At 29.4% G+C, this 18,343-nt stretch carries 17 protein-coding genes; 11 read left to right on the forward strand and 6 right to left on the reverse strand.

The features are described 5' to 3' along the window. Positions 1 to 101: 101 nt before the first annotated feature. From cobK to QZZ11_RS06830, 3 genes are all read right to left on the reverse strand, one after another. Positions 102 to 875 (reverse strand): precorrin-6A reductase, encoded by a 774-nt coding sequence (cobK, locus tag QZZ11_RS06820; RefSeq protein ID WP_292474717.1) that lies wholly within the window; start codon positions 873 to 875, stop codon positions 102 to 104. 159 nt (positions 876 to 1,034) lie between these two features. Continuing rightward, positions 1,035 to 3,542 carry a cation-translocating P-type ATPase gene (locus tag QZZ11_RS06825; protein WP_292474718.1) on the reverse strand — a complete coding sequence of 836 codons (2,508 nt, stop codon included), beginning with the start codon at positions 3,540 to 3,542 and terminating at the stop codon, positions 1,035 to 1,037. Between the two features lies 1 nt (position 3,543). Beyond that, positions 3,544 to 3,954 (reverse strand): UPF0146 family protein, encoded by a 411-nt coding sequence (locus QZZ11_RS06830; protein ID WP_292474720.1) that lies wholly within the window; start codon positions 3,952 to 3,954, stop codon positions 3,544 to 3,546. A 148-nt stretch (positions 3,955 to 4,102) separates the two neighbouring features. Here QZZ11_RS06830 and rimI point away from each other — a divergent pair, with 148 nt between their 5' ends. The 4 genes from rimI (at position 4,103) to QZZ11_RS06850 (ending at position 10,399) form a co-directional block, all read left to right on the forward strand. Continuing rightward, positions 4,103 to 4,543, forward strand: a complete 441-nt coding sequence (gene rimI, locus QZZ11_RS06835) for a ribosomal protein S18-alanine N-acetyltransferase (protein WP_292474721.1) — start codon at positions 4,103 to 4,105, stop codon at positions 4,541 to 4,543. 353 nt (positions 4,544 to 4,896) lie between these two features. After that, positions 4,897 to 5,994: a glutamine-hydrolyzing carbamoyl-phosphate synthase small subunit gene (gene carA, locus QZZ11_RS06840; RefSeq protein ID WP_292474723.1), complete on the forward strand. Its 1,098-nt coding sequence runs from the start codon at positions 4,897 to 4,899 to the stop codon at positions 5,992 to 5,994. A gap of 26 nt (positions 5,995 to 6,020) precedes the next feature. Then, positions 6,021 to 9,203, forward strand: coding sequence for a carbamoyl-phosphate synthase large subunit (gene carB, locus QZZ11_RS06845; RefSeq protein ID WP_292474724.1), 3,183 nt, complete (start codon positions 6,021 to 6,023; stop codon positions 9,201 to 9,203). Positions 9,204 to 9,256: 53 nt separating this feature from the next. Beyond that, positions 9,257 to 10,399, forward strand: coding sequence for an amidohydrolase family protein (locus QZZ11_RS06850; RefSeq protein ID WP_292474726.1), 1,143 nt, complete (start codon positions 9,257 to 9,259; stop codon positions 10,397 to 10,399). A 7-nt stretch (positions 10,400 to 10,406) separates the two neighbouring features. Here QZZ11_RS06850 and QZZ11_RS06855 read toward each other — a convergent pair whose 3' ends face one another. From QZZ11_RS06855 to glmS, 3 genes are read right to left on the reverse strand one after another with little or no spacing between them, the layout of a single operon-like run. Beyond that, on the reverse strand, positions 10,407 to 10,880 hold the full coding sequence (locus tag QZZ11_RS06855; RefSeq protein ID WP_292474728.1) for a thioesterase family protein: 474 nt from the start codon (positions 10,878 to 10,880) through the stop codon (positions 10,407 to 10,409). Between the two features lie 46 nt (positions 10,881 to 10,926). Further along, positions 10,927 to 11,250, reverse strand: coding sequence for a hypothetical protein (locus QZZ11_RS06860; RefSeq protein WP_292474730.1), 324 nt, complete (start codon positions 11,248 to 11,250; stop codon positions 10,927 to 10,929). An 18-nt stretch (positions 11,251 to 11,268) separates the two neighbouring features. Beyond that, entirely contained in the window at positions 11,269 to 13,041 is a 1,773-nt protein-coding gene (gene glmS / locus QZZ11_RS06865) for a glutamine--fructose-6-phosphate transaminase (isomerizing) (RefSeq protein WP_292474731.1), read from the reverse strand. Positions 13,042 to 13,215: 174 nt separating this feature from the next. Here glmS and purC point away from each other — a divergent pair, with 174 nt between their 5' ends. From purC to recJ, 7 genes are all read left to right on the forward strand, one after another. Continuing rightward, a complete protein-coding gene (gene purC, locus QZZ11_RS06870) occupies positions 13,216 to 13,965 on the forward strand; it encodes a phosphoribosylaminoimidazolesuccinocarboxamide synthase (protein ID WP_292474733.1) in 750 nt (249 codons plus the stop codon). Between the two features lie 23 nt (positions 13,966 to 13,988). Continuing rightward, positions 13,989 to 14,237 carry a phosphoribosylformylglycinamidine synthase subunit PurS gene (gene purS / locus QZZ11_RS06875; RefSeq protein WP_292474734.1) on the forward strand — a complete coding sequence of 83 codons (249 nt, stop codon included), beginning with the start codon at positions 13,989 to 13,991 and terminating at the stop codon, positions 14,235 to 14,237. 2 nt (positions 14,238 to 14,239) lie between these two features. Beyond that, positions 14,240 to 14,905 carry a phosphoribosylformylglycinamidine synthase subunit PurQ gene (gene purQ / locus QZZ11_RS06880; RefSeq protein WP_292474735.1) on the forward strand — a complete coding sequence of 222 codons (666 nt, stop codon included), beginning with the start codon at positions 14,240 to 14,242 and terminating at the stop codon, positions 14,903 to 14,905. A 134-nt stretch (positions 14,906 to 15,039) separates the two neighbouring features. Then, positions 15,040 to 15,765, forward strand: a complete 726-nt coding sequence (cobA, locus tag QZZ11_RS06885) for a uroporphyrinogen-III C-methyltransferase (RefSeq protein WP_292474736.1) — start codon at positions 15,040 to 15,042, stop codon at positions 15,763 to 15,765. Then, positions 15,765 to 16,544, forward strand: a complete 780-nt coding sequence (locus QZZ11_RS06890) for a uroporphyrinogen-III synthase (protein WP_292474738.1) — start codon at positions 15,765 to 15,767, stop codon at positions 16,542 to 16,544. Before cobA ends, QZZ11_RS06890 begins: the two co-directional genes overlap by 1 nt. A gap of 13 nt (positions 16,545 to 16,557) precedes the next feature. Continuing rightward, positions 16,558 to 16,839, forward strand: a complete 282-nt coding sequence (locus QZZ11_RS06895) for a signal recognition particle subunit SRP19/SEC65 family protein (RefSeq protein ID WP_292474739.1) — start codon at positions 16,558 to 16,560, stop codon at positions 16,837 to 16,839. 28 nt (positions 16,840 to 16,867) lie between these two features. Then, positions 16,868 to 18,292 (forward strand): single-stranded-DNA-specific exonuclease RecJ, encoded by a 1,425-nt coding sequence (gene recJ, locus QZZ11_RS06900; protein WP_292474741.1) that lies wholly within the window; start codon positions 16,868 to 16,870, stop codon positions 18,290 to 18,292. Positions 18,293 to 18,343: the final 51 nt, after the last annotated feature.

Consider the following 18,343-nt stretch of genomic DNA (forward strand, 5'->3'; position numbering starts at 1 on the left):
AAATAGCCAATGATGAACCCTATGAGCTCTGATATGATGATGAATGATGGGCGAACTGAGGCTATTTATTATAAACCCCAATTCAAAAAAATTATTTATTTTTAAATTATTTCTTTAAGTTCTTTAATAGATCTAACCATAATATGATTATTCAATTTTTCAACTTTAGGTCTTGTAATTAAAACAACAGGTATTCCTAATTCTAGAGCAGCATTTATCTTATTTTCAGCGCCACCGCTTTCACCACTTTCTTTAGTGATAATTGCTTTAATGTTATATTCTTTCATTATGGCCATATTAAATTCTTTGGAGTAAGTTCCTTGCATAGCAACAATATTGGCTGCAGGTACTCCGGTGTCCTGAGTTTTTGTAATACTAAAAATATTTGGAAGAACACGAGGGACAACATTTTCTGGACCAACAACTTCTGTTATTTTATTTAAGTTTAATACTCCTGCAAGGTGCATTAATTTTCCGTCATTTTTATCAATTAATTCTTTAGATTTAATAGCTCCTTCTTCGAATGAATTTACTTTATAAATAAGTTCAGATTCTGGAAGAATAGTTGAAGCTCTTTCGTAACGTATGTAATTGATACCTGCTTTTTCACTACTTTCAATTGCGGTTTCAGTTGCCACAGCTGCAAATGGGTGGGTAGCATCAATTAATGTATCAATATTTTTTTCATGAATCAATTCTACAAAATCTTCTTTTTTCAATGCATGTGTAATAACTTCAGTTGCGCCTGCAGATTCTGCTATTTTTCCACCATAGTCTGTAACTGTGGTAGCTAAAATGTAATTATTTTCATCTTGGCTTAAAAATTCAATAACTTTTGTTGCATCAGATGTACCAGACATCACAATATATCTCATTTATTATCCTCCAAAACATTATGGTTAAATTCTTTTATTTATTTACTTTTCTATTTAATAAAATTAATACTTTTTTTTGTAATGATAAAATCATTTTGAAAAATATAGTATGGTTAATATTAAATTTAAAAAACAATATTAAAAAAATGAAAAAAAGAATTATATTATTGCATTCTCGAATTTTCGGATAATTCTTTCAGCAATAAAAATTGTAAATGAAATGATAATTATCAAGACCCATGAATTTAATGGAATGGCCGTAGTATGGAAAATGTTCTGAAGTAATGGGATGTAAACAGCACACAATTGAAGTATAAATGAAGCAAATACGGCTATTAGTAAAGTATTGTTTCTTACATCACTTTGTGATCTACAGTTAAACACATTGAATAATTGGTACATAACAAACACAGTAAACGCACAACTACTTGCCAATAATTGTGAGGAACCTTGATTTAATTCATAAATATATAATCCAAGTGTTCCTATAGCCATAACTAATCCTATCAGTGTTATGTGTAATAAGTTATCTAACGATAAAATGTTTTCATCACTAGGTTCTATTTTCATAATATTCTTGTCTGAAGCTTCTACACCTAATGATTGTGCAGGTGGACCATCCATTATAATATTTATCCACAATAGCTGTACAGGATTAAATGGTAAAGGCAATACCATTATCGAAGAAGCCAATATGGTCAATATTGCTGCAATATTAGTAGACAATTGAAATTTTATGAAACGTTTGATATTGGAATATATGGTTCTTCCTTCTTTAATTGCATAGATTATTGTAGAAAAGTTATCATCTTCCAAAATCATATCACTTGATTCTTTTGCTACGTCAGTACCGGAACCCATACTAACTCCGATATTTGCTGCAGTTAGTGCAGGAGCATCATTTACCCCATCACCCGTCATTGATACAGTTTCGTTATTTGCTTTTAAAGCTTTTACAATACGTACTTTTTGTTCGGGAAATACTCTTGCAAAAACATTTATATTATTTACTAACTTTTTGAATTCATCATCGGATAATAAATTCATTTCTTTTCCAGTTAACACATCATTTGGGTTGGATATTCCCACTTTTGCAGCAATTGCTGATGCAGTATTTTTATGATCTCCTGTTATCATCTTCACAGTGATGCCTGCATTATGACATGTTTCTATGGATTCTTTTACACCTTCTCTTGGAGGATCCATCATCCCAACAATACCAGTAAAAATCAAATTTTCTTCCAAGTCATTTAAAGTATATTTTTGATAATCATCTACTTTTTTATAAGCAAACATAATTACACGAAGTGCATTATTTGTAAAGTTGACAACATTATTATTAATAATATTAATGTCCTCATCTGTTAACTCTTTAATTATTCCATCATAACTAACATATTTGCACTTTTTTATTAATATTTCCGGCGCACCCTTTACCAGAACGTACTCCTCGTTATTTATTAAATTTATGGTTGTCATACGTTTTCGATTACTGTCTAAGGGTATTTCATGTAATCTGTTGTTTTCTATGTCAACTTCATTTTTTATCGCATACTCCAGTATTGAAATATCAGTAGCATCACCTAATCGTTTATCTTTGGTTATTTTTGCATTGTTACAAAGACAGGCTATGCTGGTTGTCATTTCATTATCAGTAATATATTCATCTGTAACAGTTAATTTGTTTAGAGTTAAAGTTCCGGTTTTATCAGTACAGATTACACTGCATGAACCAAGAGTTTCAACAGCAAGTAACTTTCTTATAATTGCCTTGTTTCCTGCCATTTTCTGCATACCTAATGCTAATGTTAATGTAAGAATTGCAGGTAAACCTTCAGGTATTGCTGCAACAGCTAAACTTACTGCTGTCATGAACGTATTTGCAGCCGGAATTCCCTGGAATAATTCCAATATAAATATAAGTATACATATTATTACTGAGAATATACTCAGGGTTTTACTAAGAGTTTCAATTTTTTTTTCAAGTGGAGTTTTATCTTTATCTTCTTCTTGAATCATTGATGCAATTTTACCAATTTCTGTCTGCATACCTATATTAACTACAACTCCTTTTGCTCTTCCTTTGGAAACTCCTGTGTTCATAAATGCAATATTATCATGTTTATCTTCATTATCAACAGCATGTGTTTTTGTCACAGGTAATGATTCTCCAGTTAAAGAAGATTCATCTATTTTAAGATTATATGTTTCAATTAACCTTAAATCTGCAGGAATATTGTCTCCTTCCTCGAGGATTACAACGTCCCCTATGGTTAAGTTTTCAACATCCAATTCTTCTTTTTTAGAATCTCTTAAAACTATAGTTGATTTGGAAGTCATTGATTTAAGTTTTTCCATAGCATTTTCAGCTTTATTTTCTTGACGATATCCAAGAATTGCATTCAGTATAACAACAAAAAATATTACTCCTGCATCAATAATGTCATTTATTAGTAAGGATATTACACCTGCAATAATTAACAGTACTGTTAATGGCTCTGTAAACTGCATTAGGAATTTTTTTACTTCGCTTTCTTTTTCTTTTTCTTCTAATGCATTTTTACCATAGATTTGAATTCTGTTTTCTGCTTCTTTGGTAGTTAATCCAGTACTTGAAGTATTTAATTCTTTTAATATTGAAGATATCTCTTCTTTTTCCCAATTCATTCTAATCTACTCTTTTGTAAACATAAAAAGCATGTCTCTTGTAATTAACTAGTTTTAACTTTGTTTGAAGATTATAATTTATTTCTTCACTAAATAATGGTTTTATAATAATATCTGCGTTGTATTTCAATCCTAAATTTACAATATCTTTTTGTAATTCTTCGGGTGGTCTTATGGAATATATTAAATTTGCATGTTCATATATTGAGTCTGTTGGATTGGTTATGTCGTCTTTAATAATTGTATTACTTGAAGGATAAATATCAACAAGATTTATTTCAGTATTAGGTAGTTTTTCTTTAAGGATATCACTTGGTTCAAGAATCTTTCCAACACCTACTTCAACAATTTTTTTGCTATATTTATAATTATTTACAATATACTCTGTAAAATTTGACCAAATACTACTCATAAATATCACAGAAATATCTAGTTTTATTTATTATCATCTTGATTTTATTTTTGTATTCCTTCTTAATAATGATTTTTTTTTCTAAAAAGTTATTAATTTTAAAAAATATATAATATGATATAATGTTTTATTATTTTAAGGGAATAATATGATTATTAGGGATTTCCGATTATCCGATATTGATGATGTTTTGGCAATTGAATATGAAGCATTTTCTGATCCATATCCTGTAGATATATTATTGCAACTATACGAAAGTGGTGCAGGTTTTGCAGTAGCAGAAATTGGTAAACGGGTTGTTGGTTACATTATTTTTTGGATTCGTGGAGGAATAGGCCATATTATTGCAATTGCTGTAAATTCTAATTATAGGAATATGCATGTAGGTTCTTTATTGTTAGAAAAAACAATTAAAGTCTTTTTATCAAACAATATCAACATAATTGGATTGGAAGTTAGAAAATCAAATACTTCTGCTATAAATTTCTATCTAAAACATGGTTTTGTTAAAATTAGGGAAGAAGATAATTATTATGGTGATGGGGAAACTGCTATAATAATGAACTATACAAAATCTGAAAATAATTAAATATTATCTTTTTTTTCCGTAACTTTTTTTTAGTATTAGGTACTATATATTAATATTAGAAATGAACAAGTATAATATTTTAAAAAAATTTTTTAGAATATCGTTTAATAATTGTTTTATCATTTAAAAAATAGTATATTAATTTTTATAAATTAATTTACAAATAGTCATGCTTTTATGTCATGATTGTTTATCATATAGATTTTTTTTTTAAAAATAAAATATTATTAGACAGTATAATGTAAATTTTTTGATTTTAAAATATTTTTATAGTTCATTCACAATTATTAAGAAAAATTGATGCTGATACATTATTAACAGTATCTTATTAAAAAATCAATCGGGGTTAAAAAATGATAAGAACTGCAAAATTAGCGTTGGAAGATGGAACAATTTTAGAAGGTGAAGGTTTCGGAGCTGAAACCATTAAAGCTGGAGAAATTGTGTTTTCAACCTCAATGACAGGTTATGTTGCTGCATTAACAGATCCGTCTTTTAAAGGTCAAATATTAATGTCAACATATCCATTAGAAGGAAATTATGGTGTATCTTCTGATTGGTATCAATCTGAAGATATTAAAGCTGAAGCATATGTTGTTAGACAAGTTTGTAACGAACCTTGTCATCCAAAATCTGAAAAAACATTATCTGAATTTTTAGAAGAAAATGATGTTCCTGGAATAAGTGGTATAGATACAAGAGCATTAACTTTAAAAATCAGAGAATTAGGGTCAATGAAAGCAGTTGTAGCTAATGCAGATATTAGTGATGAAGAATTACTAAAAATCTTAGAGGAACAGCCACGTCTTGAAGATATGAATCTTGTTGAAAAAGTAACAGTAAAAGAACCAAAAGTTCTTCAAGAAAGAAAAGAATATAATGTTGCTGTATTGGATTGTGGTGTTAAAAAGAATATCACTGACCATTTAATAGCACAAGGTGTTGGAGTTACATTAGTGCCAGCTACAACAAGTGCACAGGAAATATTTGATATGGATGTTGATGGTGTATTGGTTTCAAGTGGTCCGGGAAATCCGGAAAATGTAGAAATAATTCAGGATACAATAAAAGAAGTTTCACAAAAAATGCCTATTGCAGGAATTTGTTTAGGACAACAAATTATTGCTTTGACATTTGGAGCAAAGATTTTCAAGATGAAATTTGGACATAGGGGCTCAAATCAACCAGTTAAAGATTTAAAAACTGGTAGAGTATACATGACATCACAAAACCACAGTTTTTCTATTGATGAAAATACTATTGATGACACTGATTTAGAAATTACACAAATCAATTTAAACGATGGAACACCTGAAGCTATTAAACATAAAACATTACCTATTTCTTGTATTCAATATCACCCAGAAGCTGGGCCAGGACCACATGATTCTAAAGTATTCTTTGACAATTTTGTAAACACAATTAAAGAATATAAGGGGAATAAAGGTTAAAACTATTTTTTTTAGGAGTTAAAAAAATGCCAAAGGATGAAAATATTAAAAAAGTATTAATTATTGGATCAGGACCTATTCAAATTGGACAAGCAGCAGAGTTTGACTATTCCGGTTCACAAGCATGTAAATCTTTACGTGAAGAAAATATAGAAACTGTTCTAGTAAACAGTAACCCTGCAACTATCCAAACTGATATAGAAACTGCGGATAAAGTATATGTTGAACCATTAACTGCAGAAATTGTTGCAAAAATTATTGAAAAAGAGCAAGTCGATGCGATTTTACCTACTATGGGTGGACAGACTGGTTTAAACATTGCGGTTGATTTGGATAAAATCGGTGCACTTGACGGAATTAAAGTTTTAGGTTCTCCAATTCAAACAATTAAAGATGTAGAAGATAGGGATTTATTTGCAGAATTTATGGATAGATTAAATGAACCTATTCCAAAATGTCATGCAGTAAATTCATTAGAAGAAGCTTTTGAAGCAGTAGAGGATATAGGTTATCCTGTTATTGTTAGACCTGGATTTACTCTTGGTGGTACAGGTGGAGGTATTGCAAACAATAAAAAAGAATTTGAAGAAATTGTTATTCACGGATTAGACATGAGTTTCAATGATCAGGTATTAATTGATGAATCAGTACTTGGATGGCAAGAAATTGAATACGAAGTAATGCGTGATAAAAATGATTCATGTATAATTGTTTGTAACATGGAAAATGTTGATGCAATGGGAATTCACACTGGGGAAAGTATAGTAGTGGCTCCAACTCAAACTTTGTCCGATGAGGATAATCAAAAGTTAAGAAATGCTTCAATAAAAATTATTAAAGCATTAGGTATTCAAGGTGGATGTAACATACAATTTGCTTTACATCCTGAAACTAGAGAATACAAAGTTATCGAAGTAAACCCTCGTGTAAGTAGAAGTAGTGCATTAGCAAGTAAAGCAACAGGTTATTCTATTGCTAAAGTATCCTCAAAAATCGCATTAGGTATGACATTGGATGAAATTAGAAATGATATTACTAAAGAAACACCAGCATCATTTGAACCAGCAGTTGATTATGTAATTGCAAAGGTACCTAGATGGCCATTTGATAAATTCAAAACTAGTTCTGGAGAATTAGGTGTACAAATGCAATCTACTGGTGAAGTAATGTCTATTGGTAGAACAATTGAGGAATCTTTACAAAAAGCTATACGCTCTTTAGACATAGATCAGGATGCTTTTGAATATGTTGAATATACTGATTATTACTTAGAACATGCTACTGATCAAAGATTATTCTATGTTTATTCAGCAATTAAAGATGGTAGAGATATTCAAGAATTAGCAGATATTACTAAAATAAGTCCATTCTTCTTAAATAAAATCAAAAGTATTGTTGATTGTGAAGAAGAGATTCAAAAACAAGGCGTAGATATTTTAAAAGATCCAAAAATGTTTAGAAAAATTAAACAATTTGGTTTCTCTGATAAACGTCTAGGTCAGTTATTGGATTTAACAGAAGATGAAGTTTCAAAAGCTCGTCATGATTTAAATATTATTCCAGAATACAAAATGGTAGATACTTGTGCAGCAGAATTTGAAGCAAAAACACCATATTATTATGGAACATATGATTCTCCATCTGATATGAAAACTTCAGATAATAAAAAAATTGCAGTGCTCGGTGCAGGACCTATAAGAATTGGTCAAGGAATAGAGTTTGATTACTGTTGTGTACATGCTGCTTTAGCTCTAAAAGATGAAAATGTTGAAACAATACTTATAAACAATAACCCCGAAACAGTAAGTACTGATTATGACATTTCAGATAGATTGTATTTTGAACCTTTAACTAAAGAAGATGTATTAGCAGTGTTAGAACAAGAAAAACCAGATGGTGTTATTGTTCAATTTGGTGGTCAAACTTCCATTAACTTAGCAGAAAGTCTTAATAATGCGGGAGTAAAAATCCTTGGAACTCCATTTGAAAGTATTGACATGGTTGAAGACAGAGAACAATTCACAGAAGTACTAAATGAACTAGGAATTCCACAAGCAGATTATGGAATTGCAAATTCTTTTGATGAAGCAAGGGATGCAGCTCATTCCATTGGGTTCCCTGTTTTAGTAAGACCATCTTATGTTCTTGGTGGACGTGCAATGGAAATTGTTTATGATGACAGTGAATTAGAGGAATATATGAAAGAAGCTGTAAAAGTTTCTAAAGAACATCCTATCCTTGTTGACAAGTTCTTAGAAGATTCCATTGAATTAGATGTGGATGCATTATGTGATGGAGAAGATGTATATGTTTGTGGAATAATGGAACATATTGAAGAAGCTGGTATTCACTCTGGTGACTCTGCATGTGTAATCCCACCACAATCAGTATCTCAGGAAATTATAGATCAGGTTGAAGAATATACTAAGAAATTAGCTTTGAGATTAGGCGTTATTGGTTTAATTAACATACAATATGCAATAAAAGTTGATCCGGAACCAAAATTATACATTATTGAAGCAAACCCAAGAGCAAGTCGTACAGTTCCATTTGTAAGTAAATCAATTGGTATACCAATAGCAAAAATAGCTTCAAAAATAATGTTAGGCTCAAAACTTTCAGACTTTGATTTAGTAAATTATGCAGATATTAAACACGTGGCAGTTAAAGAATCAGTATTCCCATTCCTTAAAATCCCAGATTCTGATTCAGTATTAGGACCTGAAATGAAATCCACTGGAGAAACAATGGGTATAGATAAAAACTTCGGTTTAGCATATTATAAATCACAATTATCTGCAAGTAACAATTTACCTACAGAAGGTAAAATATTTTTAAGTGTTCGTGACTTGGATAAACCAAAAATTGCACCAATAGCTAAAAAGGCTAAAGAATTAGGATTTGATTTAATTGCAACCAAAGGTACTGCAGAAGCAGCTCCGGATGTTGACATTGAAGTAATTAGAAAAGTAAGTCAAGGTTCTCCAAATATCAGGGATGCAATGCTTAATGGTGAAGTGGCATTCTTAATCAACACTCCTAGTGGAAAACAATCAGCTGATGATGGATATATTATTAGAAGATTGGCAGTAGAATTAGGTATTCCTTATGTGACCACTATTGCTGCAGCAAATGCTGTTTTAAAAGCTATTGAAGAAGCAAGTAATGGTGAATTAACTGTTAAATCATTAAATGAATATGCAGAATAACAATTCGAATTTTTAACCTCCTTTTATAACTTTTTTTTGAGATGATTTTCCATATGATAACTATTAAGAATGGTTTAGTTTTAACTGGACATACTTTAAAACCAGTAGAAACTAATGTTATAATAAATGATGAAGGAAGGATAATTAAATTATCACCTAATGATGAAGATGGTGAAATAATTGATGCTACAAACTGTATAGTGTTACCCGCTTTTATAAATGCACATATTCATATAGGTGACTCTATATCTAGAGATGTGGGGGATGGTTTATCAATCAAAGAACTGGTAGAACCACCTCATGGGTTGAAACATAAAATATTAGCCAAAGCTTCTGATGCTGAAATAATTAATGCAATGCATGAAACAGCTAAAGAAATGTTATATTCTGGAACAAGTACTTTTATTGACTTTAGGGAAGGTGGAATTAAAGGAATAAATTTATTAAAACAAGCAATATTTGATTTACCAATAAATGCATGTATTCTTGGAAGAAGTGATAAATATTATGATCCATCTACAACTCCTGAGGAAGCTAGGTTAATAACAAGGGAATTGTTGCAGCATTGTGATGGAATAGGATTAAGTGGAGTACAGGATGTGGATTCTGAAATAATGCTACAAATTGCAGAAGTTTGTAACCAAGAAGATAAATTAGCTGTTATTCATGTGGCAGAATATTATGAACTTCAAGAACAATCTGTACAATTAACCAATCAAACAGAAATAGAACGTGCATTAAAAGCCGGATTTACCACTATAGTTCACGCCACTCATCCAATTTTGCAAGATTTGGAATTGTTGGAAGCGACGAGTCCTGTTGTTGTTGCATGTCCTAGATCAAATGGTATGTTATCAGTAGGTATTCCACCTGTTAGTGCATATGTGGAAAATGATATAGATGTTGCATTGGGAACTGATAATGTAATGTTTAATCAACCGGATATGTTTAGGGAAATGGAATATACATTAAAAGCAGTACGGGGATCATATAAAAATAAAATAACTGCTTATGATATATTAAAAATGGCTACAATTAATGGATTTAAAATATTGGGTAAAGATATTAGTATTAAAGAAGGAAATGTATCTGATATTTTAATAATTAAACGTAAATCTGATGATCCTTATTTATCCATTGTTAACAGATCTTCTTCTGAGGATATCATGAATTTTATCATGGGAAATCAAATGTGATTTTATTTTATTCTATAAAATCATACTTGTTTCTATTTTTATTATTTTTCATTTCTATTTTATTATTTTCTTCAATTTCTTCAAGAGTTATTAAATGTTTTTTCAATTGATTTCTAATGTTTTCTGAAATAAATTTATTTTCTTGTTTAATATAATCATAGTATAACAATATGGATTTTCCGGTTACTCTTAAAATTCCGTTTTGCCATACTTCTTGTTGTATTGTAATTGAACTTTTACCAATTTTGATTAAATAAGTCCTAATTTCCACATTATATCCAAAATATAATTGTTTGATAAAATTAAAATCCATATGAACTAATAATAAGTTCCATTTTTTGTATGTTAATTCATGGGTTGGATTAAAAATATTATATAATTCTGTTCTTCCAGTTTCAAACCAGACTGGTATAATATTGGGATTAATGTGTCTTAAAGCATCGGTATCTCCAATATTGGGTGTAATTTTTATTTTAAACATGTAATCTTTCCTAAAAAAAATATAATTTTTGGGGAGGTTAAACAAATTATGTACTATTTGTTCTATTGTATACAGATGTATTATTAGTATAATTTGAAGAAGTATTGGTAGTATTTGTATTATTAGTGGTTGTATTGTTGGTTTTTACAACCGGTTTTGGAATATATAGTTTAATAGTAATATCCTTAGCTTCAAAATCTTTTTCATCAATGACTTGAATAACATCTACTGGAGTACTAACTGATGTTGGAATAATCTGTCTGCTGAAATCTTCACCTATGTTGTTCATTCCACATATTGCTCCACAACATAAAGCAAGAATACTTACAAAGAGAATAACAACTATTCCTCCATAAGAACTTTTTTTCATTCTATCACATTATAGTAATTATACAACTGTAACTGACTTTGCTAAATTTTTTGGTTTATCCGGATCAATATCTTTTTCTACACTTATATGATAAGATAGTAATTGTAAATCGATAATGTAGATTAAAGGTGCAATTAATTCATCAACTATTTGATTAAATACTATTTTATCATGCACATCATCTATTTTCGTATCTTCCTCTGAACCTAATATAATCATATGAGCTCCTCTTGCTCTGATTTCTTGAAGGTTATTGAAAGTTTTTGAATAACTTGGTCCTGGTGGGAGTAATCCTACAACAGGTATTCCATCTTCAATTAATGCTAATGGACCATGTTTTAATTCTCCTGCAGGATATCCTTCTGCATGTATGTATGTGATTTCTTTAAGTTTTAATGCGCCTTCTAATGCAGTTGGATAATTGAATCCTCTTCCAATATAGAAGAAATCTTTTGCAGTTTTATATTTTTTAGCAATTACTTTAATATCTTCTTCACGTTCAATGGATTCTTCAGTAAGTTTCGGAATTGTATATAATCTTTCGATAAGTTCTTCGTTTTCACTAAGATGAGCTACTAATAAATATATACAAATTAACTGGCTAATATAAGTTTTTGTAGCAGCTACTCCAATTTCTGGTCCCGCTCTTGTATAAATAACGTGGTGGGCTTCTCTTGTAATGGAACTACCTACAACATTTACTATTGCAAGAGTTTCTGACACTTGTTTAGCAACTTTCAATGCATTTATAGTATCTGCAGTTTCACCGGATTGAGTTATAAATATTACTAATGTATGGTCATCTAATGTGTTTTGGAAATATTCGAATTCACTTGCTAAAATTACTTCTGTAGGGATATGTAATTGTGTTTCAATTAAGTATTCTCCAATTAATGAAGCGTGATAACTGGTTCCACATGCTACAAAACATATTCTATTGAAGTTTTTAAATTTACTAACAATTTCCTTGATTTTTGGTGATTCAGATAATGTGTCTTTAATCACTTGTGGTTCTTCATATATTTCTTTTAGCATGAAATGGTCGAAACCTCCTTTTTCAGCCATTTCAGGATCCCAATCAATTTCGACAATTTCTTTTTCTATTGGATTTAAGTTTTTATCCATAATTATAACATTATCTTTTTCTAATTGGATAATTTCGTTATCTTCTAAGTATATTACATTTCTTGTTTCATTCAAAATGGCTGGAACATCTGATGCTAAAAAATTTCCATGATCTGATACACCAACAATTAGAGGACTTTCTTTTCTTGCACCGATTATTTTATCTGGTTCCTCGGTACATATCACAGCTAAAGCATATGAACCTATTAATCTGTTTATTGTGAGTTGTGTGGATTTAAGTAAATCATTTCCTTCGTTCATGTATTTTTCAATTAAATGAGGAATAATTTCAGTATCAGTTTCTGATTTAAAGGTATGTCCTTCTTGTTGTAGTTCTAATCGTAATTCTTTGTAATTTTCTATGATTCCATTATGCACAACACTTATTTTATTGTCACAACTACAATGTGGGTGGGCATTTTCTTTTGTTGGATTTCCATGGGTAGCCCATCTTACATGTGCAATACCTATTTTTCCATCAATATCTTCGAGGTGAATTTCATCATCCACTTCTTTAATTTTTCCACTACCTTTTTTAACATTAATTTTGTCCGTAACAGTAGCAATACCTACAGAGTCATATCCTCGATACTCTAATTTCTTTATTGAATCAATTATGGTAGGAGCTACTTCTTTATTTAGGATGCAACCGACAATTCCACACATTATTTAATCACCTATTTATAATTTAGAGATTTATTTTTTCTTTTATAATACTGTTATATATTATTTAATTCATATATTATAATACTTATTATTTACAAAGATAATATTAACTAAAAAAAGATATCAATATTATTGTTTAATTATATCTTTCAAAAAATTTTTGTGGAATTTAATATGAGTGACGTTAATAGAGAATTACTTTATGCAGGTAAAGCTAAAGACATTTACAAATCTGAAAATGAAAATGAAGTAATCATTAAATTTAGAGATGACATTACTGCTGGGGACGGTGAAAAGAAAGATACCCTTAGCAAAAAAGGATTCTGTAATGTTTTAATCTCAGCAAAATTATTTAAAGTTTTAGAAGAAAATGGTATTGCTACACAATACATTGAATTATTATCTTCTGATGAAATGAGAACTAAATCTCTCGAAATGATTCCTTTGGAAGTAATTTGTAGAAATATTGCAACTGGGAGTTTATTGAGAAAATATCCGTTTGAAGATAAACAAAAATTGGAACCTCCAGTATTACAATTTGATTATAAAAATGATGAGTATCATGATCCTATGCTTAATGATAGTATTATTAAAGCTTTGGGCATAGCTACTCAAGAAGAACTTGATGAAATTAGAGAAATTACTTTGAAAATTAATAAAATCTTATCAGATTATTTAATTGAAAGAGGAATTATATTAGTAGATTTCAAACTAGAATTTGGTAAAGATTCAGAAGGAAATATTATTCTTGGTGATGAAATAAGTCCAGATACTACAAGATTATGGGATTCTGAAACTTATGAAAATTTTGATAAGGATATTTATAGAAAAGGTGAAGAAGGAGTAGTCGATGCTTACCTTAAAGTAGTCAATTTAGTATTATCTGATGATGAAAAAGAAAAATGGAATGTAGAACAAATATAATGTTACAGTGGGAAGGATTAATTATGAATTATAATGTTGAAGTAAAAACTAGTTTAAAAAAAGGAATGTTAAATCCGGAAGCATCAACAATTGAAAAAGCATTATCTTTACTTAATTTTGAAGTAAATAATACTAAAACAATTAACATAATTCAATTTACTTTAAATGCTGATTCTAAAGATGAAGCTTTATCACAAGTTGATGAAATGTGTCAAAAATTATTATGTAATCCAGTTATTCATGATTATGAAATAAATATATGTGAGGAATAAGATTGACAGATGTATCTGATGTTAATGTAGGTATTATTAGATTTCCAGGTACAAACTGTGATAGGGACATAGAATATGCAGTTAACTTGGTAGGTGCAAACCCTAATTATATTTACTGGAATGAAACTGATTTATCTAAAATGGATGTAGTAATTATTCCTGGTGGTTTTTCATATGGGGATTATTTAAGGGCTGGTTCAATTGCCGGTATTACACCAATTATTTCCGCAATTAAAGAATTTGCAAAAGAGAATAATCCTGTTCTGGGAATATGTAATGGTGCACAAATTCTTGGTGAAATAGATTTAGTGCCTGGTGTATTTATAGAAAATGAAAATGCAAAATTTATTTGTAAAAGTAAAAAATTAGAAGTTAAAACTAATAGAACACCTTTTACTAAATTGTACAAAAAGGGAGATATTATTGATTTACCTATTGCACATAAAGAAGGTAGATATTATACAGATAATTTAGAAGAATTATATGATGATGATCAAATAGTTTTAACATTTAATGATGGAAATCCAAATGGTTCTTTAGATGCAATTACTGGTGTATGTAATAAAGAAGGTAATGTAGTTGCAGTAATGCCTCACCCTGAAAGAGCAGTTGAGGACTTATTACGTTCTAAAGATGGTTTAAAATTCTTTGAAAGTTTTTTAGATTAATTTTCTATCTTTTTTTTTTAAAATATTTTAAATAAATACTTTTTATTATAATAATTTATTATTAAATCAATTTTAATACTAATTAAAACTATATATATTAATATTGAAATCAAAAACTAATAGAGATGATATGAATGACCGTGTATATGATTGGTGCAGGACCGGGTGATCCTGATTTAATAACAGTTAAAGCAGTTAAAATCTTAAAAGAAGCTGAAGTAGTATTATATGATAGCCTTGCAAATGATGTTTTATTAGATTATGCTCCTGATGATGCAGAAAGGATATATGTTGGAAAAAGAGCAGGGGAACATTATAGAAAACAACCAGAAATAAATGAATTATTGGTTGAACAAGGTAAAAAATATGATAAAGTAGTACGACTTAAAGGTGGAGATCCATTTATATTTGGTCGTGGTGGAGAAGAAGAATTAGCTCTTCTTAAAGAAGGAATTGATGTTGAATTTGTTTCTGGTATAAACTCAGCTATAGGTTCAGCAACAGGTATTGGATTACCATTAACTCATCGTGCAATTGCAACTAGTTTAACTTTAGTTACTGGACATGAAGATCCACAAAAAACAGAAAAACAAGTTAACTGGGATTATACTGCCGATACAATAGTAGTATTTATGGGTGTTGGATTACTTAAAAAATATGTTCCAAAAATATTAAAATATAAATCACCAGATACTCCAGTAGCAGTAATTGAAAATGGTACTTTACCTAATCAAAAAGTTATAACAGGTACTTTGGCAAACATTACGGAAAAACAAATTAAACCTCCGGCATTAGTTATTATTGGAGAAGTTGTTAATATTTACTTAGAGTGTGAAGAATTAAGGAGTAAATTTGAATAATGTCATCTGAAGGTTTTAAAAATAAAAAAATTGTTGTTACAAGACCTGTTGAACGTTCAGAATCTTTAGCTAATATAATTCGTGAAAATAATGGACAACCAATAATAGTTCCAACATTGGAATTGCAAATTGTAAAATCAAAAGAGTTACTCTATATAGTTGAAAATATAGGTGAATATGATTGGATAGTATTTACTTCTCCTGCCGGGGTTAAATCATTTTTCAGTGTATATGGAAAAAATCCAATCCCTTCAAAAATAGCAGTAATTGGTGTTAAAACAGAAGAAATATTAAAGAAATTTGATGAAACTCCTGATTTAATACCTAAAGATTTTACAGCAGAAGGACTTTTAGAATCATTTGCGTCAATTGATTTGGATGGAAAAAAAGTGGCTTTACCTCGTACTTTAAGTGCAAGAGATGTTTTACCTAAAGGATTAGAAGAATATGGTGCTGTCGTAACGGTTGCTGAAGCTTATACTTCAAGTATTCCTAAAGATAAAACCAAAATCATAAAATTAATGGATGATATTTTAAATGATGAAATTGATATAATCACATTTACCAGTCCATTGACGGTTCATAATTTATTAAAAGTCATTAATGAAAATTGTAATGAAAAATATGATGAATTTTTAGATAAGTTACGTTCTGATGTAATAGTTGCTTCTATTGGTCCTATAACGGGTAAAGCATTAAAACAATATGATATTCCTGCGATTGAAGCAAATAGATATACAGTTAAAGACATGATTGAAATATTATTACAAAATATTTGATGGTGAAAAAAACATGGAAACTATAGTATGGCCAGTATATATTAATTCAAATCATTCACGTAAAGAAGGACGAAGATTATCTCTTGAAGAATCAGTGGATGAACCAAAAATTCGTGAAATCAGTCAAGCTTTACGCAGATTAAAATTACAATATACTGTTGAACACGATAAATCTTTCCCAGGTTCTTGGTGGGAAAAATCTGGACGGGTAGTTGTTACACACGAATATGAAACAAAATTAGAGTTGTTACGTAAGATTTCAAATACGATTAAAATTAATCGTGTCTCTAATTAATTTTTTTTTCTTTTTTAAGGGGCTTTTTATGAGTTCGAATATTAATAATATAGAAGAATCTAGAAATCATATGGACTTGTTATTGAATAAAGCAAAAGATAAAATATTGGATGCTGAAGATGTAACTATTTTTACACACACTGATTGTGATGGAATTACTGCAGGTAGCATATTATCTTCTATACTTGATAAATTGGAAATAGATCACACAGTGAACTTTGTTGAAATTAATGAAGTTGAATCTTTAGATACTGAAACTGATTTAACTATTATTTCTGATTTAGGTGCAGGACAAAATATTGCTAATTTATGTAATAATTCAAATTCTTCTGTAATAGTTTTAGATCATCATCCGCCTATACGAAAATTAGGAACAGAGTTAAAAGGTGACTTAATTGAAATAAATCCTAATTATTATGGATTGGATGGTTCCTATACTATTTCAGGGGGAGGATTATCATATTTTTTAGCTAAAACATTTCATTTCTATGACTTAAGTTGGATGGGTATTTTAAGTGCTGTTGGAGATATGCAGAATAGTATGACTGGAAAACTTAGAGGTTTAAATAGGGAAATTTTAAATGATTCTACAGAAGTTGGTTGTGTAGATTATGTAAATGACTTATTATTGTATGGTAGACATACCAGACCTTTATTTGTGGCATTGTCTTACTTTGGTGATATTAATTTACCTTTGACTAATAATAGAAATGAATGTATTCATTTTTTAGAAAATTTGGATATTCCTGTGAAAAATGATTTAGGTAGTGTACGTTATTTATGTGATTTGAACATGGATGAGAAAAGTAGACTTTTTACTGAATTGTTAAAGATGATGACAAGAGCAGTTCCTGATAAATATGTGAAATATGTGCCTAAATTAATTTCGGGTGAATCATATGAATTTACTTTCGAAGATGATTATACTTCCTTTAAAGATGCAAGTGAATATAGTACTGTAATTAATGCTTGTGGTCGAAATGGAAGACATGAGTTGGGTATGGAAGTTATCAAAGGAAATAGATTCGAAATATCAAATGAATTGGAAGGATTAGTAAAAGAGCATAGGGCTTATTTAGCTCAAAATTTATCAAAAATACAGGAATCAAACAATGTGGAAATATTGGAAAATATTCAATATTTTGATGGAAGCGGAATTAAACCTAGTGTTGTTGGAACTATTGCTGGAATGTTATTAAGTAATTATGACTGGCAAAAACCAATAGTTGGTTATACTCATATAGATTCTGATGAACCCGGTTATAAAGTATCATTAAGATGTTCTAAATTATTGGGTTATGAAGGAATACACTTTGGAAATATTGTTAGAGATATTTCAGAAAAGTGTGGAGGTTCTGGTGGAGGACATAGTGTAGCATGTGGTGCTTATATTCCTGAAGAAAATATGGGAAAATTTATAAATTTATTAAATAATTCAGTAAACATTGTATAAATCAATATTACTTTATTGATTTTTATTATTAAGTAATAATACCTTGTTTAA

It is taken from the genome of Methanosphaera sp. (assembly GCF_016282985.1).
Lineage (GTDB): Archaea > Methanobacteriota > Methanobacteria > Methanobacteriales > Methanobacteriaceae > Methanosphaera.